Genomic DNA, 20,984 nt, shown 5'->3' with positions numbered 1-20,984 from the left:
TCCTTCGGCGTATAATTAATGAGTTCTGATAGCATCCCAAGAACATTGTTCCAATTCTTTCAGAAATGGTTTTGTTATTTCGACGCTTCCCGTCCGGACAAGCTGATAGAGTTTGAGATATGCCCCGAGCAGCAGCGCCATCAGCACATTGGACGGCAGATTGCGGAGCACGCCTTCAGACTTGCCGCGCTGAAAAAAGACGTCAAGCATCTGTGTTATTTCATCAAGAAGCTTACGGCTCGTTTCATTCAGAAAGTAGGCGTCCTTATTCGTTTCAAGAAAAAACAATGCATACTCACTTTCCTTCGTAAAATCAATCAGACAATAAAACAGGTGATGAAACCCTTCTCTTACAGATATCCCCTGAAAGTCCGTTTTGACTTTTTTCATAAAACGCTGCGCACTTTCCTGATACAGTACGTTCACAAGTGTCTCTTTACTGTCAAAGTAACGGTAAATTGTGCCGGTTCCGACATCGGCCTGAGCGGCAATCATCGGAATCGTCGTGGCGTCAAATCCTCTATCTGTAAACAAAGTAAGCGACGCTTTCATAATGAGTTCAACCTTGTTTGAAGCTGTCATTTCATCCCCCTTTCTAAATGCGGAATGAATATTCATTCCGTTTGTTCAAAATATTTAAAATGTACGGTCATCTGATTACCATTGTATAAGAAAAAAACTTTTTTTAATATAAAATATATGTGAAATAACCAAAAATAAGGAAATATGCCCAATTTCACAAAAAGAGCTGCAATGACTTAAGCAGCTCTTTTTATTTCCCAAGAAATATTCTATTTAATGGCAGTAATAAAATGGAATGAATCTCTGCTGACAACTGAAATGTCTCTGAAATGCTGATCATAGAGCACCTCAATCACATCCTTCTCACTCATCCGCGAAGGTTTCAAAACCATATAGAAACACCCGTCAATTTGAAGAACGCGGTACACTTCTTTACATGCCGTCCGGTAATCGCTGACTGTTTCAGCAGTATGTAATGAGAAGACTTTATGAAAGCTGCGGTCGCGGAACGGTATGCTTTCCGGCCTCCCCTGCTGAATGTTTCCGAGCCCGGTTTTTATAACCGAACGGTTTGCGCGCTGTGTTTTCCGTATTTTACGTTTCGATGTTTCTATGCTTTTAAGACTGCCCTTTTCAAGCTGTCCGATGATTTGTTTAAACATTGAGCCGTTTCCGGTCCCGATTTCCAAAATGCGGTCGTATTCCTGTATGTCCATCAAGATTTGCTGAATGACTGACTCTGCCGGTTCTGATGCAGCAAAGTATTTCGCGCGCATTCGTTTTAATGCTGAAGATGTATGTTGCAACATTGTATAACACCCGCTTTTCCATTCCTGTGATTTATTATTCAGAAATAATATTACCTCGTATTAGTATGAGGTGCTAACTAGACGCACTTCTCTTCATGAACGTTTCGATTTATTTGAAATTTATATTTGTTTTCATAAAAAAAGACGGAAAACGTAGGTTTTCCGCCTGCTCTAGTACCAATAATACGGTGCTATATATCTTGTCTGCCGGGAAAGCGCCGCCATTCTCTGCCGGCGGTACGGGTTGCCGTAGCCGTGTTTAAATGAATGGGGCATTGACGCATACCCGTGCCCGATGGATGGAATTCTGTTCTGACCGCCTTGCATGTTATCACCCGCTTACCAATTTTTCTTTCTTTACCATGGTATGCAGGCCGTCTGCGACGTGACAGCAACATCCTCGCTAAACCTGGTCCTTCTCCATTGTGTAATGATTCAGCAGTTCAATTCTGAACATGATGATCTCCTCCTTCTCCTCCGTTTTGGCCCTTCGTGTCCGTTAGTTCATATAAAAATGTTTCAGCTGGCGTTCTTTCGCTTCATTATAAAACTCTTCGACCTGCTGTTCTCGTTCATACTCTTCCGCACTTTTAAAACGCTTTGAAATGGTCAGTGTTAAAAAGAAAAGATTGATGGTCATTATCGCTCACCCCCTTTCAATATCCGCACAAGCGAAAATAACCCGCAGCAAAGTTCATATGCGCTGCGGGCAGACTAAATCCGCAGACAAAAGAAGACGGTGCTTCTTTCCCTGCGGGGAGCTGCGAATGTCCTGATACTCCGAAATTAACGTGCTTGACGGGCAGAGGTTAAGGAAGGACACGAACTCTTCCACAGGCTGAATCGGTTCAATTGTAGATTTTGATTGCCGTTTAACGTCGTCATGTGATTCAACCTCCCTTTGCTTTTTTCTTACTTTGTAAGTATATCCATCAGCTTCCATTTTGTAAACATTTTTTTCAAGATTTGGACGGAAAATGTGCTGGCATTCCGCTTCAATTGTCCGTGTTTTCCGGCATCTTTCTTACCTCAGGAAACTCTTTTCATCCCTTGCTTTTTCTGATCTTTTTTTGAATATGCAATAAAATAAATAAGGCCGACAAACACTGCCCCGCCGATGACATTCCCGATAAAGGCCGGAATGAGATTGCCAATCAGATCACCCCACGAAAAAGAACCTGCAAAAATCGCGGCCGGGATGATAAACATATTGGCTACAACGTGCTGAAAACCAATTGCGACAAATGCCATAATCGGAAACCATATACCCGCGATTTTTCCGGCTCCGTCTTCTGCGCCGAAAGAAAGCCAGACGGCCAAACAGACAAGCCAGTTACAGCCGATCGCCGAAACAATGACTTTTCCAAACGGCATATCCAATTTGCCTTGTGCGACCGCAATCGTTTTTTCCAAGTAAGGTCCTGTTTCGGTTAATCCGACAACATGTCCGAAAAAGTAAGCGACAAACAGTGCGCCGACAAGATTCATCAACGTCACGATCACCCAATTTTTCACTAATGCACCGGCGGATATTCTTCTGGAAAACAGCGCCATGGATACCGACATCATATTTCCCGTAATCAGCTCCGCGCCGGCAAGAACGACGAGCACCAATCCGATGGGAAACACGGACGCCCCGATTAAACTCGACAGGCTTCCCCATTCTTTCGGAAGGTCGCCGATGACACGGATATCAAGCAAATAACCGAGTGCGATAAACGCTCCTCCCAAAAATCCTAATACAATCAGTGCTGAAAGCGGTGAATGCACCTTTTTTACCCCTGATTCGACCGCAAGCTCCGCTATTTCGTCCGGTTTACGAAAAGCCATAATAACCCCTCCATTTATCATTTCAGCCCGCAGTTTCCAAAGACGCCTAACAAAAAAGGCAGCATTCAACTAACCCGTCTGAAAAAACGGGGTATGAATGCTGCCTAACTTGTATGCATACCCATACAACAATATCAAGCAGAATGAAAATATGCGGTATAGAATATGTACAGATCATGCACACATTCCATAAAAAATCGTCCTTATGCCACTGCTGGCAGTTCATATCATATCAAATGTGACAATTTCGTGTCAATTGAATATTGTCAGCTTTTGATTTCTTCTTTATGCTCTTCAATTGAGCGGTCAAAGACAAACACCGATACGGCAATATTTTCCTCTATTTTAATATCTGAAAACAGATGCACAAGCTTTGCTCCGATGAGCTCTTCCATTCCGTCAGGCGTTTGTTTTGAATACAGCTCCTGAATTAAGCTGGTTCGCGCCGCATGAACCATTTCTCTTCCTTCAGGCGTGCGTGCGATAAACTGCTCACTTGCGCTTAGATTGCCGTAAAGTGTAGATACCGCCATGTTATCCACAAAAACGGTGTGAATTCGTTCAGGCCCCTTTCCAAATAATTCTTTGCGCAATTTCCGGATAATATCGTTAAATTCATGAATTTTTTTAGACATATTGTCCCCTCCGATTTTAGCCTATGAAAGACATTCCCGGTTCCCCTTTGTGACATTTCACCTGGTTAAAGTTTTCCTTTCGTATTGTATTATAATAAATATCACCTTATAATAAAAGCAGTGAAGATGGATTTGTAATAGGAAACGTGTTATGAGTCTATCGTTTTATACAAATAGGATTGGTCTGTTAGTAAGACTTGCTAGTGAACTATTCCGCCATGCGTATTTATACCGTTCTCCGGACAGGAGGCCGGTATCTATGTGCATGGCTTTTTTTCGAGTTTACAAGATGGAGGGGAATTGGAAGTGACAGACGTTCAGTCTATCCGTGTCAAAATTGACGGCACGGAGTATGAAGCACCAGAGGGGTCTAAGATTTTAGATATTTTAAACCAAAACGGAATTGAGATTCCGCAAATATGCCATGTACCGGAAGTGGATCCGATTCAAACATGTGACACCTGTATTGTTGAAGTAAACGGGAAATTGCAGCGCTCTTGTTCCACGGCTGCAGAAAACGGGATGTCCATCTCGCTTACGTCGGGAAGGGTAAAAGAGGCTCAGACAGAGGCCATGGACCGCCTGCTCGAGAATCACCTGCTTTACTGTACGGTATGCGATAACAACAACGGCAACTGCACACTGCATAATACAGCGGAAATGATGGGAATTGAGCATCAGAAATATCCGTATACGCCGAAAGATGATTCAAAGTGCGCGGTTGATATGTCTCACCCGTTTTACCGCTATGATCCGAACCAATGCATCGCCTGCGGCCAATGTGTGGAAGTGTGTCAAAACCTTCAGGTGAATGAGACCCTTTCAATTGATTGGGAGCGCGACCGCCCGCGGGTCATTTGGGATGAAGGCGTCGCCATTAATGAATCTTCCTGCGTCAGCTGCGGCCAGTGTGTCACTGTCTGCCCTTGTAACGCACTGATGGAAAAATCAATGCTCGGCCAAGCCGGATTTATGACAGGAATAAAAGAAGATGTCATGGAACCGATGATTGATTTAGTAAAAAATGTTGAACCCGACTATACAAGCATCTTCGCCGTGTCTGAAGTGGAAGCGGCTATGCGCGATAAACGGACGAAAAAAACAAAAACAGTCTGCACGTTCTGCGGCGTCGGATGCTCTTTTGAAGTATGGACAAAAGGCCGTGACATCCTTAAAATTCAGCCTGTTTCCGATGCTCCGGTTAACGCGATTTCCACTTGTGTGAAAGGGAAATTCGGCTGGGACTTCGTGAATTCGGAAGAACGGATTACAAAACCGCTTATCCGGAAAAACGGTGCATTTGTTGAATCGTCATGGGAAGAAGCTCTTGATCTTGTCGCTTCAAGACTCGGTTCGATCAAGGCCGAACACGGAAATGGTTCTGTCGGCTTTATTTCTTCTTCTAAAATTACGAATGAAGACAACTATGTCATTCAAAAATTGGCACGCCAAGTATTTGAAACCAACAACGTGGATAACTGCTCACGCTACTGCCAGTCACCGGCAACGGACGGCTTATTCCGCACCGTCGGTATGGGCGGAGACGCCGGCACAATTAAAGATATCGCAAAAGCGGGCCTCGTGCTCATCGTCGGCGCCAATCCGGCGGAAGGACATCCGGTTCTGGCCACACGCGTGAAACGCGCCCATAAACTGCACGGCCAAAAACTGATTGTTGCCGATCTGCGCAGAAATGAAATGGCTGAACGGTCCGACCTCTTTATCAGCCCGAAACAAGGGACTGACCAGGTCTGGCTCATGGCAGTAACGAAATATATGATTGACCAAGGCTGGCACGATCAAGCGTTTATTGATGAAAATGTCAACTACTTTGATGATTATAAAGAAACGCTGGAAAAATACACATTGGAATATGCGGAGCGCATCACCGGACTTTCTCAGGATACGATCATCCGTATTGCCGAAATGATTCGTGATGCTGACGGCACTTGTGTTCTTTGGGGCATGGGCGTAACCCAGAATACAGGCGGCTCTGATACATCAGCGGCGATTTCCAACCTGCTGCTTGCCACAGGAAACTACCGCCGTCCGGGCGCCGGAGCCTATCCGCTGCGGGGACATAACAACGTTCAAGGCGCTTGCGATATGGGAACTCTTCCAGGCTGGCTTCCGGGGTATCAGCATATTACCGATGATGCGGCACGCGCTAAATTCGAAAAAGCTTACGGTGTTGAAATTGACGGCAAGCCGGGTCTTGATAATATCGAAATGCTCCATGCGATTGAAGAAGGAAACATGAAAGCCATGTATCTTGTCGGTGAAGATATGGCGCTCGTCGATTCAAACGCCAACCATGTTCATGACATTTTATCCAGCCTTGATTTCTTTGTTGTGCAGGATATTTTCCTTTCAAGAACGGCGCAATACGCGGATGTCATCCTGCCTGCAGTTCCATCTCTTGAAAAAGACGGAACATTTACAAACACAGAGCGGCGTGTGCAAAGGTTGTATCAAGCGCTTCCGACACTCGGCGATGCAAAACCCGACTGGTGGATTATTCAGGAAGTCGCCAATCGTTTAGGCGCTGATTGGAATTACACGCATCCTAGCGACATTTTCTCAGAAATGGCGAGCCTTTCTCCGCTGTTCGGAAAAGCAAGCTACGACGTTCTTAGCGGCTGGAACAGCTTCCTGTGGGGAAGCTTTACGGGAGAAAGCACTCCGCTTCTTTATGAAGACGGCTTTAACTTCCCGGACAAAAAAGCCCGTTTTGCGCTGAGCGATTGGGTGGAGCCTGCTGTTTTCCCTGAAGAATATGACCTGCATATTAACAACGGACGGATGCTAGAACATTTCCACGAAGGAAATATGACAAACAAGTCAAAAGGCATTCAGTCTAAAGTTCCGGATGTATTTGTTGAAGTATCGCCGGAGCTCGCGGCTGAACGCGGAATTTGCGACGGAACAATGATCCGGCTCGTCTCTCCTTTTGGAGCGGTTAAATTGAACGCGCTTGTGACAGACCGCGTCCGCGCAAATGAGCTTTATCTGCCGATGAACTCTACAGATAAAGATTCTGCGATTAATTTCCTGACCGGGCCTGCGTATGATTCACGGACACATACACCTGCCTATAAGCAGACAAAAGTCCGCATGGAAGTGCTCGGTTCCTGTGATACTCCGCCGCTTCCGAAAACGAATCCGCGGAACAAAAAACGTCATCCGCAAAACGGTGTGGAAGCTCAGCGAAAATGGAACCGTCCGGGCTATGTGCACCTAACTGATTAAGGAAAGGAGGAAACATAATGGCAAGCCCAATTACTGAAATTCAAAAAGAAACGAAAACAGAGGAACAGCTGAAAGCTGAAAAACTGGAAGAACTGAAGACGCTTCTCGCAGAAAATGAAGAAGCCGTCGCGAAAACGATGTCCATTATGGCAGAGCTGAATGGCTTGGGCATTTTTGATGCCGCCAGCTATATGCTCCAGGCAAAAGAGGAGATTGCCAAAATCGCACTCGGACAGATTTCCCGGGAACCTGTCACCAATCTTCTGAATACGATGATGGCCGCGGGAGGCGCGCTGTCAAAAGCTGATCCCGAATTTATGGGCAGACTTTTAGAAAGCGCCATGGCCGGGACGGACCAGGCGCAAAGATTTTTAAAAGAGGACAGGAAAGTCAGTATGTTTGAACTGATGAAAGCCGTCGGTGATCCTGATATTAACCGCGCGCTCGGCTTCGGGCTGCAGTTTTTAAAAGGAATGGGAAAAGAATTACGCGAAACCCCTTCTGAATAAGAAATGAAAAAGCCATTGTCAAAAGACAATGGCTTTTTTTTATTCTTCGGCCTCTTCCAGCCTCTTTTTATAAATAAGTGAACGGTCAACGCAGAAATAAGCGCCCGCTAAAAATGCACAATCCGTTACAAACATCAGCATTTTCTGGCCCGCAGTCAGCCCTTGTCCGGGAAGAACCGCGCCGATATAAATGAAGGTGCTGACTGCAAGCAGAATAAATGCGTAATGCTTAAAATCTTCTATTAATGATTTCAGTCTTTTCTTCTCCATATAAGGTCACCTGCCAGTTTTATAGTCTACCAACATTATAATACAAGCTGACAGCCGACAGAGAATGTAAATCTATCCATTCTTTATAAAAGTGAATCAAGCGCCTGTTTCACATCCGCCGTTAAATCCTCAGTATCCTCAATACCGACTGAGATCCGTACGAGCCCGTCGGTAATGCCAAGCGCAAGACGGCGGTCGCGCGGGATCGAAGCGTGCGTCATTCTGGACGGCACGGAGATTAAGCTTTCAACCGCTCCTAAACTTTCCGCGATTGTAAACAGGTTCAATTTTTCTAAAAACGCGTCGACGCGTTCACTGCTGCCGATATCAAAGGAAATCATTCCGCCGAAACCGGAGCTTTGCGCTTTTGTCAGCTCATGGCCCGGATGTTTCGCTGATCCCGGATAGTAGAGCGTCTGAACGGCATCATGCGCTTCAAGCAGCTCGGCGATTTTCCCGGCGCTGTGATTGATGGCATCCATTCTGAGTCCCAGTGTTTTAATGCCTCTCATTAAAAGCCATGAATCCTGCGGTCCTAAAACGCCGCCTGTTGAGTTTTGCACATAATGAAGCTTTTCACCGAGCTCTTTATCAGCCGTGACGACTAAGCCGCCGACGACATCGCTGTGGCCGCCGAGATATTTTGTCGCGCTGTGCAGCACGATGTCCGCGCCGAAGCTGAGCGGCTGCTGGAAATACGGCGTGTAAAACGTATTATCGACGATAAGCAATACGCCCGCTTCTTTTGCGATGTCAGACATCAGTTTGAGGTCAGTCACTTTCAATAGCGGGTTTGTCGGTGTTTCGATATAAATGGCTTTCGTATTCGGGCGAATGGCCTTTTTGACTTTTTCTTCACTGCTCGTATCAACAAAGTCCGCTTCAATACCGAAGCGGTTCAGCACACCTGTCATCACCCGGTAAGTGCCGCCGTATACATCATCCGTCAAAATAACATGATCGCCGCTGTCAAACAGCATCATGACGGCAGTAATCGCAGCCATGCCTGAGCCGAACGCATATCCCGCCGCGCCGCCTTCAAGCTCCGCAATTAAGCTTTCAAGCGCCGTCCGCGTCGGATTGGCCGTTCTTGAATATTCATAACCCGTATGCTCGCCCGCTTTCGGCTGCCGGTACGTGCTTACTTGATAAATCGGTACGGAAACCGCTCCTGTTTTTTCATCTCCCGTAATTCCTCCGTGCACCATCAGCGTTTTTTTCTTCATCTTACTGACCTCCTTGAAAAATGTTTTTGCTTATATATCGATCGCTGCCGTCAGGGAAAATAGTGACGATATTTGATCCGGCGGGCGCTTTTTTCGCTTCTTCAAGCGCTGCATAAAGAGCCGCCCCTGAAGAGCTTCCGATTAAGAGGCCTTCTTTCTCGGCCGCTTCTCTGACAAGCGAAAACGCCGTATCGTCTTCCACTGTGTAAATGGCGTCAAAATGGTTCTCGTCCATATAATCCGGGATAAACTCCATGCCGATGCCTTCCGTTTTATGGGCATGCGGCTCTCCTCCGTTCAGGATCGAGCCTTCCGGTTCAACGATCACCGTTTTGACGGCAGGATTTTTCTCCTTTAAATAAGCTGCCGTACCGGCAAAGGTGCCGCCGGAACCCGCTCCTGCGACAAAAGCGTGGATATCCCCGCCGAGCGCGTTCCATATTTCAGGTCCGATCGTTTTATAGTAAGTCAATGGATTTACTCGGTTTTTAAATTGCAGAACGGCATAAGAATTATTAATCTCTCTCTCCAGTTCAAGCGCTTTTCGAATGGCTCCCTGCATACCTTCTTCTCTCGGCGTATGCACGATGTCCGCTCCGAGAGCTTTCATAATTTGCTGCTTTTCTCTGCTGAAATGCTCCGGGACGCAAAAAACGGCGCGAAGCTGATGCTTTCTGGCGCACAGAGCGAGTCCGATCCCGGTGTTTCCGGCAGTCGCTTCGATGATAACACCGCCCGGTTTCACCTTTCCCGTGCGTAGCGCATCTTCAATGAGCATTCCGCCCAGCCTGTCTTTAATGCTTCCGCCCGGATTCATCATCTCAAGTTTAGCATAAACCGCTGTTCCCTCCGGTATATCAAAATGCTTGAGACGGAGCAGCGGTGTATTTCCGATCAGTTCTGTAATATCTGTTATCACGTTCAATATATGTCCTCCTCCTGGAAAAGCGGAGGAGAACGAGAATCCCCCGCTTAGTGAATTCGTTTGATGACATTCAGGACAAGCTCAGTTGAATGAACGGCAGCCTGTTCTAAAAATTTATCAAATGAAACGTCAGATTCTTTTCCGGCAATATCAGATAAAGCTCTGATGACAACAAAAGGCGTTTTGAACTGGTGGCACACCTGTGCGACAGCCGCAGCTTCCATTTCAACCGCGTACAAATCCGCAAATTTGGCGCGTACGTCTTCAACCCGCTTCGGATCATTCATAAAAGAATCTCCCGTAGCGATTGTGCCTTTGGCGACTTGAATGCCGTTCAGTTCAGAAACCGCTTCCTCAGTAATACTGATCAGCTTTTCATCAGCTTTGTATGCTGCCGGAAGACCCGGCACCTGTCCGTATTCATAGTCAAACGCCGTCACATCCACGTCATGATGGCGGACATCTGTTGAGATGACGACGTCGCCTACATTCAATGTATGATGAAAACCGCCCGCTGAGCCTGTGTTAATCACATAATCAGGTTTGAAACGGTCAAGCAGAAGCGTCGTGCTGATCGCGGCGTTGACTTTTCCGATCCCCGATTTCAGCAAGATAACTTCGACGCCTTCATAGCTGCCCGTCGTAAACTCACAGTGAGCGATCATCTCTTGTTTTGCGTCTTTCAGTTTGCTTCTTAAAATCGTAACTTCCTCTTCCATTGCTCCGATGACTGCCAGTTTCATTTATACACAATCCCTTCGATTTACCGTTTAATCGCCTCCATTATCCAGACAAAGTCATTTTGCTGCGTAAACCGCGCGGCAAATCCCTCTTCTGAAAAGATGTTTTTCATTGTCCCGAGTGTCGGATAATGTTCCGTCTTTAAATCGTCCGCTAATTGATGATAGCCGTTTCGGATTGCTTTTTTAATTGTTTCATCATAAGCTTCATGATCTTTAAAGACGGTATCGGCAAACACTATTTTATCATGCTTCTGAAGGATTGTGCCATATTGCTTTACAGCCGCTTGCTTTTCTTCATCGGTTAAATGATGAAAGGCGTACGAGCTGACGATGGTATCTATTTGAAAAGGCGGAGCGGGAAACTCCAGAAAATCTCCGTCACTGAACACGGCTTTGTCAGAAAGCTTGTCAGCCGCCAGTTTTCTCATTGACGGAGACGGTTCTACACCAAACACCTTTTTGTTCGCGGCGGCTAATTTCGCCGTTAAATTCCCTGTGCCCGGTCCGAACTCTAAAACGTTAGAACCCGAAAGTGCGACGATGCTGTCAAGAATATTGTCATACCCTTTAAAAACATCAGCGTATTGTTTGTCTGCCCCGTGCACTGTGGCATCATAAGTCGCTGCCCAATCTTCAAATAATGGAATAAATTCACGGCCCATATTTTTCACTCTCCATAATTTATAATTCCTATGAGTATAGTATGGATTAATCGTGGAACAGTTCCTATCCTATCACAAAAAAGAATGGAAGGGTACTAAAATACTTTGGGATTATTGCGCAATTACGGCAGAAAGGCTTATACTTTCATTGACTCAGAAGAAAAATCAGGAGGATCTGTACTGATGAATTTTCAATTGGATTTAATCAAAGATAAAGTAGAATTTTTCGAAGCGGCATCTTTGCAGGAGCTTGAAAAGAAAATAAACGTTCAGATTGAAAACAACCAGGCGATTATGCTTCGCGTCCGTTCTGTATCCCATCAGGTGACGGCCGTTGACGGCAGAATCCTTTACAGCGCGTCGGTGCATTTTTCAGCTGACGTATGACAGAAAAAAGCAGCTGAATAATCAGCTGCTTTTTTGCGGTTATTTTAACGTTTCTACTTTTGTCGGCTTCCAGCCTTTTTTGTCTTTCCAAGTGATGGTGACCTGATACTTTTTGCCGTTCGTTTTGTCTAAAACTTTACCCTTCGCATCTTGCGGGCTTCCATTGTTTCCGAGCCACAGCACTGTCATGTGATCTTTTGACACGCCTGTTGCGTAAGAGATGGCGTCAAGCATTTCGGACCAGTCTTCAGAGCTTGAGTCATACGTCGCCGCATGTTCTCCCGTCTGCTTTGTTCCGACCGCTTTCCATTTTGGGTTAACAATTGTTTTCTCAACATCGCTTGATGAGCCGCCCTCTGTTATTTTTGCGCCTTTAAAAGGATCGCTTGAATCAGAGTCTTTTTTGCTGCTGTCATCACTTTTCGATGAATCATCGTCTTTTTTGCTGTCAGAGTCTGAAGATGAATCAGATGTGTCCTTATCCTGTTTATCTTTTTTGTCATCGTCTGATGCCGTATCTTTTTTGCTGTCTTTTATGTCTTCATCGGATGTCTGCTTCGTCTTGCCTGATGCAGGTGTTTCCTGCTTCTGGCTCGTGTCCGCTTTTTCGCTCACGTCGCTCGACGGACTGTTGATGAAGAGGCTGACTGCAACGACGACAATAAGAATAGATACGATAGCAATTAAAATGTTAAGCACCATATTTGCTTTTCTGCGCTTATCACGGTTTTCAAAACGAGATTGTTTATTGCTCAATCATTCTGCACTCCTTTATCCCTCTTGCTCAGCATATATTTTAACATGGGCTGAGCGGTTGTTCTATGTCTGATTTGTTTCATTTTCATGTACCTTTTTAACAATATCATAAAACACTGTATTTGTCAGAGCCTTATCCCCCGGCGTGTCCATGTGCAGCACCACGAGAGCGTATTTCGGCTTGTCCGCGGGAAAGTATCCCGCAAACCATTTGTGGTAAAGCGTCTGTTTTTCTTTTGTGAACATTCCCGTCTGGGCCGTTCCCGATTTGCCTGCTATCTCATACGGCAGATCCTGAAACCTTCGGCCGGTTCCTTTCGGTGAGGTGACGACTTCTCTGAGAATTTTTTGAAGCTGCTGCGCCGTATATTTGTCGATGTTTTCCCCTTTTAACGGCTGTTCTTTGAATGACGCCATCGTCGTTTTGTTTTTGTATTCAATTTTGTCCGCGATTTTGACTTGTTTTTTCTCACCGCCGCGCGCGATCGCCGCCATCATATTGGCGACTTCAAGAGGCGTGACTTTCACGTTTTTTTGCCCGATCGCCGTCTGTGCGACGGCTTTTTTTACGGTTTTGTCTTTGTCATCTCCCCAAATGACCCCGCTTTTTTCATTATACAGCTGTCTGAATCCGTCTTCCCGGTACAGCTTGCCTTCCCAGCCCGCCCGCTGTGTGAGACCTAGTTTCTCCGCCATGTTTTCAATAACGGAATCATCTTTTTTGATTAATTTTTCCGCAAGACTTGTAAACGTATAATTGCAGCTTTGGGCAAAGCTTTCTCCAAAACTGAGCGTGCCTTTATCATCCCCCGGCTCTCCGTACAGGTTGAGATTGCAGTTAAAGGATGTGCCCGGCTTCACTTCGTTTTGTTCTATTGCGGCTGCGGCGATCACCGTTTTAAACACTGATCCCGGATAAATCGGCGTCAGCATGTAATTTTGCAGTGTCTGCTGCTTTGACATGTCGGCGTCAGGCTTTGATACCATTCCGAGCACACTGCTTTTTTCAATGTCTAAAAGGACGGCTCCCCCCTTTTTTAACCCGCGGTCTTTCAATACATCTTCCATTGCTTTTTGAATATTGCGGTCGATGGAGGTTTTGACTTGCAGCGGATAAAACGCGTTTGCTTCAGCCGTATATTTGACGTCCATTCCGAATAAAGGGTTTCCCCTTCCGTCGACATGATACAAAAGTTTTGTATCCTGATCCGCCAGTAAAAACTCATCAAACGTCCGCTCCATCCCGCTTGTCCCGATTTTTGCCGTGATCGGCAGTTCGTTCCTGCCGGGGTATTTCTTTTTCAAAAGCTCAGGGTCCTGGTTTGTCGCGCCCAACAGATGAGCGGCTATGTTTGTTTCTTTGCTGTCTTTCATATATACGCCGTAAATGCCGGGATATTTCAAAGAATTGATATTTGCCACGGATTGTTTCGTCAAATGTTTTATTTTTCTGCTGTTCAGGATCACCGGTTTTTTTGCTTCCGTCAGCAGCTGCCTGAGCTCCCCCTGTTTCATTCCGAGAATGTCTGATACCCGGTCAACCGGCCAATCCTGCGTCACGAGAAAGGGAAACAGTATGACGGCAGGCTGCTTTTTTCCGGTCAGTTCTTTGCCGTTCCGATCAAGAAAAGAGCCGCGGCCGTCTGAAATAAGGACTTCTTCCGTCCGCTGCTTGACGCTTTCCTGAATCAGATTAATATTGGATTTTGAAAAAGATTCTGTAAAAAACAGCTGAATTTCAGCCAGCCTTGCAAGCAGAAAGAAAAACACGAGCAGAAAACAAATCACGGCCGTTTTCAGCCTTTTTGATACGATCATAAAAAACACCTCATCCACATTTTGGACGAGGTGTTTCATTGTTAAACGGATCTTATGAAATTTTCACAATTTTCACGAGCATTTCTCCGCCCGGCGTCTGAACTGTCACTTCTTCGTCCACTTTTCTGCCGAGCAGGCTTTTTGCGATTGGCGAGTCGTTTGAGATTTTTCCTTCAAACGGATCAGCTTCAGCGCTTCCGACAATCGTGTAAGATTCTTCTTCACCGTCGGGCAATTCGATGAATGATACGGTTTTTCCCAAACCGACTACATTTGAACCGCCGTCGTCCTCGATGATTTTCGCATTGCGGATCATGTTTTCAAGCGTCGTGATGCGCCCTTCCACAAATGCCTGTTCTTCTTTTGCGGAATCATACTCAGAGTTCTCTGACAGATCTCCGAAGCTTCTTGCGATTTTAATGCGTTCTACTACTTCTTTACGTTTAACCGTTTTCAATTGCTCTAATTCTTGTTCAAGTTTTTGTTTTCCTTCGTGAGTCATCGGAAAAACTTTTTCTTGTGCCATGTTCCTTCACTCCTTGGTGGTTGTCCCTCAACAATAACGTGTGATTATGTATGAGAGCATAAACGAAAAAATCAAGAATGAGAACACAGGGCAGTCCTCGTTCTTCTCTCCCATATAGGTACTGTTTATCTTAAACTGAATGTGTGTTTTCTGCAAATGTTTCGGTTTATAAACAGGGAAAGAAGGGAACTGTCTCATTCCCTTCCAGCCTATACATAATATGGTCTGAGTTATTTATGTCTATGCTATGGTATTACAAAATTGCATTTTGTTCAAGGATCGTTTGAATCTTCGTGACCATCAGATCGATTGCGACGTGGTTTTGTCCGCCTTCCGGAATAATGATGTCCGCGTAGCGTTTCGTCGGTTCAACAAACTGATTGTGCATCGGTCTGACGACGGACACATACTGCTCAATGACAGAATCGATTGAACGGCCTCTTTCGTTAATATCTCTCATAATCCGTCTGATGATACGGAGATCCGCGTCCGTGTCGACATAAAGTTTCATATCCATGAGGTCGCGAAGTCTTTTATCTTCGAGAACGAGAATGCCTTCCAGAATAATGACATCCTTCGGCTCAACCGGAATGGTTTCCTCAGAACGCGTATGCAGTTTATAATCATAAATCGGCTTTTCTATCGGCCGGTAATTCAAAAGCTCTTGAATATGCTCGATTAAATAGTCATTATCAAATGCGAGCGGGTGATCATAGTTTGTGTTCAGCCTTTCTTCAAACGGAAGATGGCTTTGGTCTTTATAATAAAGGTCTTGCTGGATCATTAAAATCGAGTGTCCTTTAAACTGTTCATAGATGGAACGGGTGACGCTTGTTTTTCCTGATCCGGAACCTCCTGCGATGCCTATAACTACAGGACTCTTACCCATTGGTGATTACTTCCCCTTTCTCATCATGTTGCTCGGATAAATCTTTTTGTCTACTTTAAATGTAACGATTTGCAGGGGATGGCGGGCAGCATCAAGCTCGTTTCCGTCTTCGTCCCAAATAGTGCCGATTGTGAATGTGAAATTGTCGATTTCAGGACCGAAAAATTCCACTTCGTCACCTTGTTTAAAGAAATTGCGCTGCTGGAGCGTCACCATTTGAGTTTCCTCGTCATACGCGAGCACGAGACCGGCAAAATCAAATGTTGTTTTCTTTCCGTGTTCGCCGAACATCTGCTCTTCATACCCGGGCGTGCCTTCAAAGAAAGCAGGCGCGGTATCCCGGTTTGCACATTTGTCCAGCTCATCCAGCCATTCTTTTTGAATGACAAAGTTTTCAGGATCAGCGCAGTATGCGTCGATGACTTTGCGATACACGCTGACAACCGTCGCAACGTAATGAATCGATTTCATCCGGCCTTCAATTTTCAGGCTGTCGATACCCATCTCAATCATTTGCGGAATGGATTCAATCAATTTTAAATCTTTCGGGCTCATCGCAAACGGAGCGTCTTCTTCGTCATAAAGCGCGACCGCGTTTGCACCGTCTGTCTGATACAGGTCATAATCCCAGCGGCAGGACTGACAGCAGCCGCCGCGGTTGGAATCCCGGGCTGTCATGTGATTGCTCAGCACGCATCGTCCTGAATAAGCGATACACATGGCGCCGTGGATAAAGGTTTCGATTTCAATATCCACCTTTTCCTTCATTTCTTTAATTTCCAGTCCGCTCGTTTCACGGGCAAGCACCACGCGGTCAAGCCCTTCTTCTTTCCAGAACTGCACCGCTTTCCAGTTGGAAAGGGACTGCTGTGTGCTGAGGTGAATTTCTACGTCCGGGGCCACTCTCCGGCATGTTTCAATAATCAGCGGATCAGCGACGATAATTCCGGCAACTTTTGCGTCTCCCAACGCTTTTAAGTATTCTTCCAGACCGTCCATATTTTCATTATGGGCGAAAATGTTTGTTGTCACATATATTTTTGCCCCGTATTTTTTGGCAAATTCTACGCCCTCTGCGATTTCTTCTATTGAGAAGTTATCCGCATTTGAGCGGAGTCCGTATTCCTGTCCTCCGATAAAAACCGCGTCCGCTCCGTAATGAACGGCAATTTTTAATTTTTCAAGGTTTCCTGCCGGAGCAAGGAGTTCAGGTTTTTTCGTAATGACGCGTTTTCCGTTTATGACTTTGGAAATGGTTTGATTTACGGCTGTCATCCGTTGCACCCTCCTTTTTAATAGACCGTTTCTTTAAAGAAGAATCCTGTGTCGATGCTTCTGTTCACAGGCTGAATGCTTTCAATCCGCTCTATCCAGCTCTCTTTTTTCTCTTCGTATGTCTCTCGGCTTTCGAAGCACAGATCGATTGCTTCTCTGTACATGCGGGTCACTTCAGTTAAGTATTCAGGAGACTTCAAAACTCCGTCGATTTTGAAAGAATCGATGCCGGCGTCCATCAGGTCCTCTAATTCATCAATCATGCACACATCGTTCGGGCTCATGATGTGCGTGCCGTTTTCATCTTCAAAAATCGGGTATTTATTGCCCCGTTCCTTGTCATGCAGAAACATTCCCGCTTCTTTTTTCTTCTGTTCGATATCCATGACTTTTCCCTGGTATTCGAAGTAATGGCCCACTAAAGAACGCTTCGATTGGAACATGCACGTCATGCCGTGGATTTGAATTTCAATTTCAACTTCGGCGTTTTCTTTTATGTCAATGATGCTGTCCATATTTAATTCCTTAGCCAGCACTGCCCGCCGTGCACCTTTGCGTCCCCAGTAATTGCAGGAATAGTAGTTGGTACCCGTTGTTTCCGTGCTCCAGTGCAGTTTAAGATCGGGAGCCGCTTCACGCGCCGCCATTAAAACGGCCGGATCACCGAAAACAGCCGCATCAACGCCGGCCTCCTGCAAAAAGGCAAGATAGCCGTTCAGCTCGTCCACTTTTTCGTTGTGAAAAATAGCATTGACGGCGGCGTACACTTTCGCGCCTTCCTGATGAGCTGTCTTTACGGCTTCTTTTATATCTTCTCTTGAAAATTCACCGGCCAGTCTCAGGCCGTATCTCTGTTCTCCGACTAACAGGGCCGTTGCGCCCGCTTGAATGAGCGGAAGAATATCCTGTACAGAAGTCGGAGTCACCAAAAGTTCAGGTTTTTTCATGATCATTCACCTCTTCTTTTTACTGATGGCGATGCCGTCTCCGACCGGCAGTATGACCGTTTGATAGTCAGGCCGGTTCATCAGCCATTGGTTATATTGATCAATTTTTTCAACAAGCTTCCGTCTTCTTTTCGGCTCAATGTCCGAGTGATTTTGTGCCACCAGTCCTTTAAACAGAACATTGTCTGTAAAAATGACTCCATCCGGCGCAAGCATCGGTTCATAGAGCTCAAAAAAGTTCGTGTACTGGCCTTTGGCCGCGTCGATAAAAATGGCATCATAAGGAGCCGTGACACGGACAGACTCAGAAAGTTCCAGCGCATCCCCGTGCATTACGCGAATCCGGTTTTCCATTTCAAAGTCTTTTATATTGTTCACAGCTTCTTCATAGCGTTTGTCGTCCCGTTCAATCGTGTAAATATTCGCATCCGGAAGCTCAAGCGCCATCCGTATGGCGGAATATCCGATTGCCGCGCCGATTTCCAAAATGTTTTTCGCCTGTTGAATCGACAGCATTTGAAGCAGCACTTCAATACCCGCTTCTTCCATAATCGGAACATGGTGCTCTTTTGCATAGGCTTCAAGCTTTTTCACTTTATCAGGCCGAGGCTTCAGCATCGCGTTTATATACTCGTTTATTTGTTCATACCGATCATTCACGGCAAACAGCCTCCGTTCTAAAAAGGAGTGCCCCTGACGAATCCGCGGGGACACTCTCTTAAGACACTTCTTTATCCATAAGTAAACAACCCGATATATTTTATCATAAAACCTTTCAGAATGGAATAAAAGGAGAGCTTTTGCCCTCCTTTTATTCGCTGTCTTTTTTGGAAATATACTTTTCCTTCGCTTTATTATGGTCTTTTAATGTTTTCGTGAAAACAACCTCGCCGTTTGATTTTGCAAGGAAATAGAGATAATCCGTTTTGTCAGGGCGGAGAGCCGCTTCCCATGATGAATCACCGGCATTTGCAATCGGTCCCGGCGGCAGCCCCTTATGTTTATACGTATTAAACGGAGAATCAATTTTCAGGTCTTTGTAGTAGACCCGGCTTTTATGCTTACCGGCCGCATATAATACCGTCGGGTCAGTCTGCAGCGGCATTTTTTCTGCAAGCCTGTTGTAAAAAACGCTGGCGATTTTGTGACGGTCGGCTTTGGCGGTGGCTTCTTCTTCAATAAGCGATGCCATCGTCAGCGCGTTATGGACGGAAAGTTTCTTTTTTTCCAGTTCAGATTTATACGTTTCAACACGGGTGTTTGTTTCCTGAACCATTGCCGTCAAAATCGTGTCAAGCGATGCATCCGGATCATTAAACGGATATGTGGCCGGATACAGATAGCCTTCGAGCGGATGCTTGAGCTTCTTGTTTGAAAGTGCGTCCGTTATTGTATCAGGAAACTGTTTTTTCAGTTTGCCGATGAATGTTTTGTCATCCAGTTTTGCCATGATCTCTTCTTTTGAATATGATGTTTCTTTTGCGATCGCATCCGCAATCTGTGTAAGCTGTTTTCCTTCAGGAACGGAGATCTGAAAGGCATATCCCGTTGATCCCGCGGTCAGTTTTTTGATAATCGCATCCGCATCCATTCCTTTATTCAGGTGGTAAAATCCCGCCTGAAACCCGGAAGCGCCTTTATACTTCACATACAGCTGAAATGCTTTTTTGCTTTTGATGACATGCTGATCCTCAAGAATTTCAGCGATTGCCGAAACGGAAGAACCGCTCGGAATATTAATATTGACTGCCGTTTTGCTGCCTTTGTCAACCGGGGACAGCAGAGATTTTCCATAGAAAAAAGCACCGCAAATGATGATAAGCAGAGCGATCACGGAGGACAGTATTATCGTTGTTTTTTTGTTTTTACGCGGAAATGAATTTTTAGTCTGATTGATATTCATACAAGTATTTTCCTCCCAACAGCTCTTATACTACATGATTCATGTGCATTCGGCAATTTATTACAAAAAAAAGCCGAAGCGCATATGCGCTCCGGCTTTTTCCGTTCATTTTATTCTTCGTCTTCTTCCGCTAAAAACGTGTTCAGCGTTTCTTCGATCATTTCCCACTCTTCATCGGTTTCAATCGGCATCAGTTCGCCGTCTTCACCGTTTTCGTTCGGTTCGAAGCTTGAAGCGTGAATTTCGATTTCATCATCGTCTTGAGCATCAATCGGATAATAAAGTACGTAAGATTTGTTGAATGTGTCGTTTTCAAATGTGAACAGCACTTCGCAAAGCTGTTCGTTGCCTTGATCATCGACAATTGTAATATGTTTTTCGCCGTGTTCCATTTCTTTCACCTCTTAGTTTAAACTGTCCAGATATCCTTGAAGGATCATGACAGCCGCCATTTTATCAATGACTTTTTTTCGTTTTTGCCTGCTGACGTCAGCCGCGATCAGCATTTTTTCAGCCGCCATCGTCGTCAGACGCTCGTCCCACAGCACAACAGGGACATTGTACGCTGTTTCAAGCAGTTTCGCAAATGTTTGGCTGGCTTCGCCTCTCGGACCGATCGTCCCGTTCATGTTTTTCGGAAAACCGAGCACGATCTTCTCTACATTATAGTCTTTCATCAGCTCGGATAAACGGTCCAGACCGTAATCTCCTTCAGCCTCGTTTATTTTTATCGTCTCAATGCCCTGAGCGGTCCAGCCCATTTCATCGCTTAAAGCTACGCCGAGTGTTTTCGTTCCAAGATCAAGTCCCAATATTCTCATGAATGTATTTACGCCTCTTTATGCTGTTCTAGATAGGATTTTACCAATTCCTCGATTAATTCGTCACGTTCCAGTTTGCGAATTAAGTTCCGGGCGTCGCGATGCCTAGGAATGTATGCAGGATCTCCAGACAGCAAGTATCCGACAATCTGGTTGATAGGATTGTACCCCTTTTCCTGAAGCGCATCATATACCGTAATCAGCACTTCTTCGACGTTTGTTTCAGCAGAATCATCGGAGAAATTAAATTTCATCGTTTTATCAAACGAGCTCACCGTTTTG

Annotated in this window: 25 protein-coding genes; 3 read left to right on the top strand and 22 right to left on the bottom strand. The window is 45.4% G+C overall.

Annotation, left to right across the window (positions count from 1 at the left end):
* Nucleotides 1-15 precede the first annotated feature (15 nt).
* From HWY38_RS15430 to HWY38_RS15405, 6 genes are all read right to left on the bottom strand, one after another.
* Nucleotides 16-582, bottom strand: coding sequence for a TetR/AcrR family transcriptional regulator (locus HWY38_RS15430; protein ID WP_014418456.1), 567 nt, complete (start codon nucleotides 580-582; stop codon nucleotides 16-18).
* Nucleotides 583-791: 209 nt separating this feature from the next.
* Nucleotides 792-1,331 (bottom strand): class I SAM-dependent methyltransferase, encoded by a 540-nt coding sequence (locus HWY38_RS15425; RefSeq protein ID WP_044802508.1) that lies wholly within the window; start codon nucleotides 1,329-1,331, stop codon nucleotides 792-794.
* 171 nt (nucleotides 1,332-1,502) lie between these two features.
* Nucleotides 1,503-1,658, bottom strand: coding sequence for a hypothetical protein (locus HWY38_RS15420; RefSeq protein WP_007408227.1), 156 nt, complete (start codon nucleotides 1,656-1,658; stop codon nucleotides 1,503-1,505).
* 172 nt (nucleotides 1,659-1,830) lie between these two features.
* Nucleotides 1,831-1,971, bottom strand: a complete 141-nt coding sequence (locus HWY38_RS15415) for a YrzI family small protein (protein WP_003152787.1) — start codon at nucleotides 1,969-1,971, stop codon at nucleotides 1,831-1,833.
* A 389-nt stretch (nucleotides 1,972-2,360) separates the two neighbouring features.
* Complete coding sequence (locus HWY38_RS15410) at nucleotides 2,361-3,161, bottom strand: formate/nitrite transporter family protein (protein ID WP_007408225.1); 801 nt, start codon at nucleotides 3,159-3,161, stop codon at nucleotides 2,361-2,363.
* A gap of 266 nt (nucleotides 3,162-3,427) precedes the next feature.
* Nucleotides 3,428-3,796, bottom strand: coding sequence for a DUF2294 domain-containing protein (locus HWY38_RS15405; RefSeq protein ID WP_007408224.1), 369 nt, complete (start codon nucleotides 3,794-3,796; stop codon nucleotides 3,428-3,430).
* 306 nt (nucleotides 3,797-4,102) lie between these two features.
* Here HWY38_RS15405 and fdhF point away from each other — a divergent pair, with 306 nt between their 5' ends.
* Together fdhF and HWY38_RS15395 are read left to right on the top strand one after the other, a co-directional pair.
* Nucleotides 4,103-7,045, top strand: coding sequence for a formate dehydrogenase subunit alpha (gene fdhF, locus HWY38_RS15400; protein ID WP_087920802.1), 2,943 nt, complete (start codon nucleotides 4,103-4,105; stop codon nucleotides 7,043-7,045).
* A gap of 17 nt (nucleotides 7,046-7,062) precedes the next feature.
* Nucleotides 7,063-7,554, top strand: coding sequence for a DUF1641 domain-containing protein (locus HWY38_RS15395; protein ID WP_015387962.1), 492 nt, complete (start codon nucleotides 7,063-7,065; stop codon nucleotides 7,552-7,554).
* 39 nt (nucleotides 7,555-7,593) lie between these two features.
* Here the strand turns inward: HWY38_RS15395 and HWY38_RS15390 are convergent, their stop codons facing one another.
* From HWY38_RS15390 to HWY38_RS15370, 5 genes are all read right to left on the bottom strand, one after another.
* Complete coding sequence (locus tag HWY38_RS15390; protein WP_003152779.1) at nucleotides 7,594-7,824, bottom strand: YrhC family protein; 231 nt, start codon at nucleotides 7,822-7,824, stop codon at nucleotides 7,594-7,596.
* Between the two features lie 83 nt (nucleotides 7,825-7,907).
* The gene (locus tag HWY38_RS15385; protein WP_003152778.1) at nucleotides 7,908-9,050 is read right to left on the bottom strand and encodes a bifunctional cystathionine gamma-lyase/homocysteine desulfhydrase; all 1,143 of its coding nucleotides are present in this window, start codon (nucleotides 9,048-9,050) and stop codon (nucleotides 7,908-7,910) included.
* Between the two features lies 1 nt (nucleotide 9,051).
* Nucleotides 9,052-9,975: an O-acetylserine dependent cystathionine beta-synthase gene (locus HWY38_RS15380; protein ID WP_015387961.1), complete on the bottom strand. Its 924-nt coding sequence runs from the start codon at nucleotides 9,973-9,975 to the stop codon at nucleotides 9,052-9,054.
* A 47-nt stretch (nucleotides 9,976-10,022) separates the two neighbouring features.
* The gene (mtnN, locus tag HWY38_RS15375) at nucleotides 10,023-10,718 is read right to left on the bottom strand and encodes a 5'-methylthioadenosine/S-adenosylhomocysteine nucleosidase (RefSeq protein ID WP_003152774.1); all 696 of its coding nucleotides are present in this window, start codon (nucleotides 10,716-10,718) and stop codon (nucleotides 10,023-10,025) included.
* Between the two features lie 20 nt (nucleotides 10,719-10,738).
* Nucleotides 10,739-11,380 (bottom strand): class I SAM-dependent methyltransferase, encoded by a 642-nt coding sequence (locus HWY38_RS15370; protein ID WP_003152772.1) that lies wholly within the window; start codon nucleotides 11,378-11,380, stop codon nucleotides 10,739-10,741.
* A 183-nt stretch (nucleotides 11,381-11,563) separates the two neighbouring features.
* Between HWY38_RS15370 and HWY38_RS15365 the strand changes: the two genes are divergently transcribed.
* Entirely contained in the window at nucleotides 11,564-11,767 is a 204-nt protein-coding gene (locus HWY38_RS15365) for a YrzA family protein (RefSeq protein ID WP_003152771.1), read from the top strand.
* A 39-nt stretch (nucleotides 11,768-11,806) separates the two neighbouring features.
* On the opposite strand, the gene HWY38_RS15360 is transcribed toward HWY38_RS15365, so the two are convergent.
* The 11 genes from HWY38_RS15360 to HWY38_RS15310 all read right to left on the bottom strand — a co-directional run bounded on the left by HWY38_RS15360 (nucleotide 11,807) and on the right by HWY38_RS15310 (nucleotide 20,977).
* Nucleotides 11,807-12,523 (bottom strand): YrrS family protein, encoded by a 717-nt coding sequence (locus HWY38_RS15360; RefSeq protein ID WP_014305483.1) that lies wholly within the window; start codon nucleotides 12,521-12,523, stop codon nucleotides 11,807-11,809.
* Nucleotides 12,524-12,586: 63 nt separating this feature from the next.
* A complete protein-coding gene (locus HWY38_RS15355) occupies nucleotides 12,587-14,341 on the bottom strand; it encodes a peptidoglycan D,D-transpeptidase FtsI family protein (RefSeq protein WP_088037426.1) in 1,755 nt (584 codons plus the stop codon).
* A 52-nt stretch (nucleotides 14,342-14,393) separates the two neighbouring features.
* A complete protein-coding gene (gene greA / locus HWY38_RS15350) occupies nucleotides 14,394-14,867 on the bottom strand; it encodes a transcription elongation factor GreA (RefSeq protein WP_003152766.1) in 474 nt (157 codons plus the stop codon).
* A 253-nt stretch (nucleotides 14,868-15,120) separates the two neighbouring features.
* Nucleotides 15,121-15,756 (bottom strand): uridine kinase, encoded by a 636-nt coding sequence (udk, locus tag HWY38_RS15345; protein WP_003152763.1) that lies wholly within the window; start codon nucleotides 15,754-15,756, stop codon nucleotides 15,121-15,123.
* Nucleotides 15,757-15,762: 6 nt separating this feature from the next.
* Nucleotides 15,763-17,031: a peptidase U32 family protein gene (locus HWY38_RS15340; RefSeq protein ID WP_052586372.1), complete on the bottom strand. Its 1,269-nt coding sequence runs from the start codon at nucleotides 17,029-17,031 to the stop codon at nucleotides 15,763-15,765.
* 17 nt (nucleotides 17,032-17,048) lie between these two features.
* Complete coding sequence (locus HWY38_RS15335) at nucleotides 17,049-17,978, bottom strand: peptidase U32 family protein (protein WP_003152757.1); 930 nt, start codon at nucleotides 17,976-17,978, stop codon at nucleotides 17,049-17,051.
* Nucleotides 17,979-17,984: 6 nt separating this feature from the next.
* Nucleotides 17,985-18,638, bottom strand: coding sequence for an O-methyltransferase (locus tag HWY38_RS15330; protein ID WP_046559912.1), 654 nt, complete (start codon nucleotides 18,636-18,638; stop codon nucleotides 17,985-17,987).
* A gap of 151 nt (nucleotides 18,639-18,789) precedes the next feature.
* Nucleotides 18,790-19,881, bottom strand: a complete 1,092-nt coding sequence (mltG, locus tag HWY38_RS15325; RefSeq protein ID WP_069473520.1) for an endolytic transglycosylase MltG — start codon at nucleotides 19,879-19,881, stop codon at nucleotides 18,790-18,792.
* 110 nt (nucleotides 19,882-19,991) lie between these two features.
* Complete coding sequence (locus HWY38_RS15320) at nucleotides 19,992-20,273, bottom strand: DUF1292 domain-containing protein (RefSeq protein WP_003152751.1); 282 nt, start codon at nucleotides 20,271-20,273, stop codon at nucleotides 19,992-19,994.
* A 12-nt stretch (nucleotides 20,274-20,285) separates the two neighbouring features.
* Nucleotides 20,286-20,702 carry a Holliday junction resolvase RuvX gene (gene ruvX, locus HWY38_RS15315; protein WP_003152750.1) on the bottom strand — a complete coding sequence of 139 codons (417 nt, stop codon included), beginning with the start codon at nucleotides 20,700-20,702 and terminating at the stop codon, nucleotides 20,286-20,288.
* 8 nt (nucleotides 20,703-20,710) lie between these two features.
* Complete coding sequence (locus HWY38_RS15310; RefSeq protein ID WP_003152749.1) at nucleotides 20,711-20,977, bottom strand: IreB family regulatory phosphoprotein; 267 nt, start codon at nucleotides 20,975-20,977, stop codon at nucleotides 20,711-20,713.
* Between the last annotated feature and the right edge of the window lie 7 nt (nucleotides 20,978-20,984).

The sequence above is a fragment of the Bacillus sp. KS1 genome (assembly GCF_020075515.1).
GTDB classification, from domain to species: domain Bacteria; phylum Bacillota; class Bacilli; order Bacillales; family Bacillaceae; genus Bacillus; species Bacillus velezensis.
The sequence above is the reverse complement of the archived record's forward strand: the minus strand, read 5'-3'. Positions and strand labels throughout refer to the sequence as shown.

What these genes read in the sequence shown, in the direction of transcription:
- HWY38_RS15430 (WP_014418456.1), bottom strand. Translation starts at nt 582, where the DNA reads ATGACAGCTTCAAACAAGGTTGAACTCATTATGAAAGCGTCGCTTACT.
- HWY38_RS15425 (WP_044802508.1), bottom strand. Translation starts at nt 1,331, where the DNA reads ATGTTGCAACATACATCTTCAGCATTAAAACGAATGCGCGCGAAATAC.
- HWY38_RS15420 (WP_007408227.1), bottom strand. Translation starts at nt 1,658, where the DNA reads ATGCAAGGCGGTCAGAACAGAATTCCATCCATCGGGCACGGGTATGCG.
- HWY38_RS15415 (WP_003152787.1), bottom strand. Translation starts at nt 1,971, where the DNA reads ATGACCATCAATCTTTTCTTTTTAACACTGACCATTTCAAAGCGTTTT.
- HWY38_RS15410 (WP_007408225.1), bottom strand. Translation starts at nt 3,161, where the DNA reads ATGGCTTTTCGTAAACCGGACGAAATAGCGGAGCTTGCGGTCGAATCA.
- HWY38_RS15405 (WP_007408224.1), bottom strand. Translation starts at nt 3,796, where the DNA reads ATGTCTAAAAAAATTCATGAATTTAACGATATTATCCGGAAATTGCGC.
- HWY38_RS15395 (WP_015387962.1), top strand. Translation starts at nt 7,063, where the DNA reads ATGGCAAGCCCAATTACTGAAATTCAAAAAGAAACGAAAACAGAGGAA.
- HWY38_RS15390 (WP_003152779.1), bottom strand. Translation starts at nt 7,824, where the DNA reads ATGGAGAAGAAAAGACTGAAATCATTAATAGAAGATTTTAAGCATTAC.
- HWY38_RS15385 (WP_003152778.1), bottom strand. Translation starts at nt 9,050, where the DNA reads ATGAAGAAAAAAACGCTGATGGTGCACGGAGGAATTACGGGAGATGAA.
- mtnN (WP_003152774.1), bottom strand. Translation starts at nt 10,718, where the DNA reads ATGAAACTGGCAGTCATCGGAGCAATGGAAGAGGAAGTTACGATTTTA.
- HWY38_RS15370 (WP_003152772.1), bottom strand. Translation starts at nt 11,380, where the DNA reads ATGGGCCGTGAATTTATTCCATTATTTGAAGATTGGGCAGCGACTTAT.
- HWY38_RS15365 (WP_003152771.1), top strand. Translation starts at nt 11,564, where the DNA reads ATGAATTTTCAATTGGATTTAATCAAAGATAAAGTAGAATTTTTCGAA.
- HWY38_RS15355 (WP_088037426.1), bottom strand. Translation starts at nt 14,341, where the DNA reads ATGATCGTATCAAAAAGGCTGAAAACGGCCGTGATTTGTTTTCTGCTC.
- greA (WP_003152766.1), bottom strand. Translation starts at nt 14,867, where the DNA reads ATGGCACAAGAAAAAGTTTTTCCGATGACTCACGAAGGAAAACAAAAA.
- udk (WP_003152763.1), bottom strand. Translation starts at nt 15,756, where the DNA reads ATGGGTAAGAGTCCTGTAGTTATAGGCATCGCAGGAGGTTCCGGATCA.
- HWY38_RS15340 (WP_052586372.1), bottom strand. Translation starts at nt 17,031, where the DNA reads ATGACAGCCGTAAATCAAACCATTTCCAAAGTCATAAACGGAAAACGC.
- HWY38_RS15335 (WP_003152757.1), bottom strand. Translation starts at nt 17,978, where the DNA reads ATGAAAAAACCTGAACTTTTGGTGACTCCGACTTCTGTACAGGATATT.
- mltG (WP_069473520.1), bottom strand. Translation starts at nt 19,881, where the DNA reads ATGAATATCAATCAGACTAAAAATTCATTTCCGCGTAAAAACAAAAAA.
- HWY38_RS15320 (WP_003152751.1), bottom strand. Translation starts at nt 20,273, where the DNA reads ATGGAACACGGCGAAAAACATATTACAATTGTCGATGATCAAGGCAAC.
- ruvX (WP_003152750.1), bottom strand. Translation starts at nt 20,702, where the DNA reads ATGAGAATATTGGGACTTGATCTTGGAACGAAAACACTCGGCGTAGCT.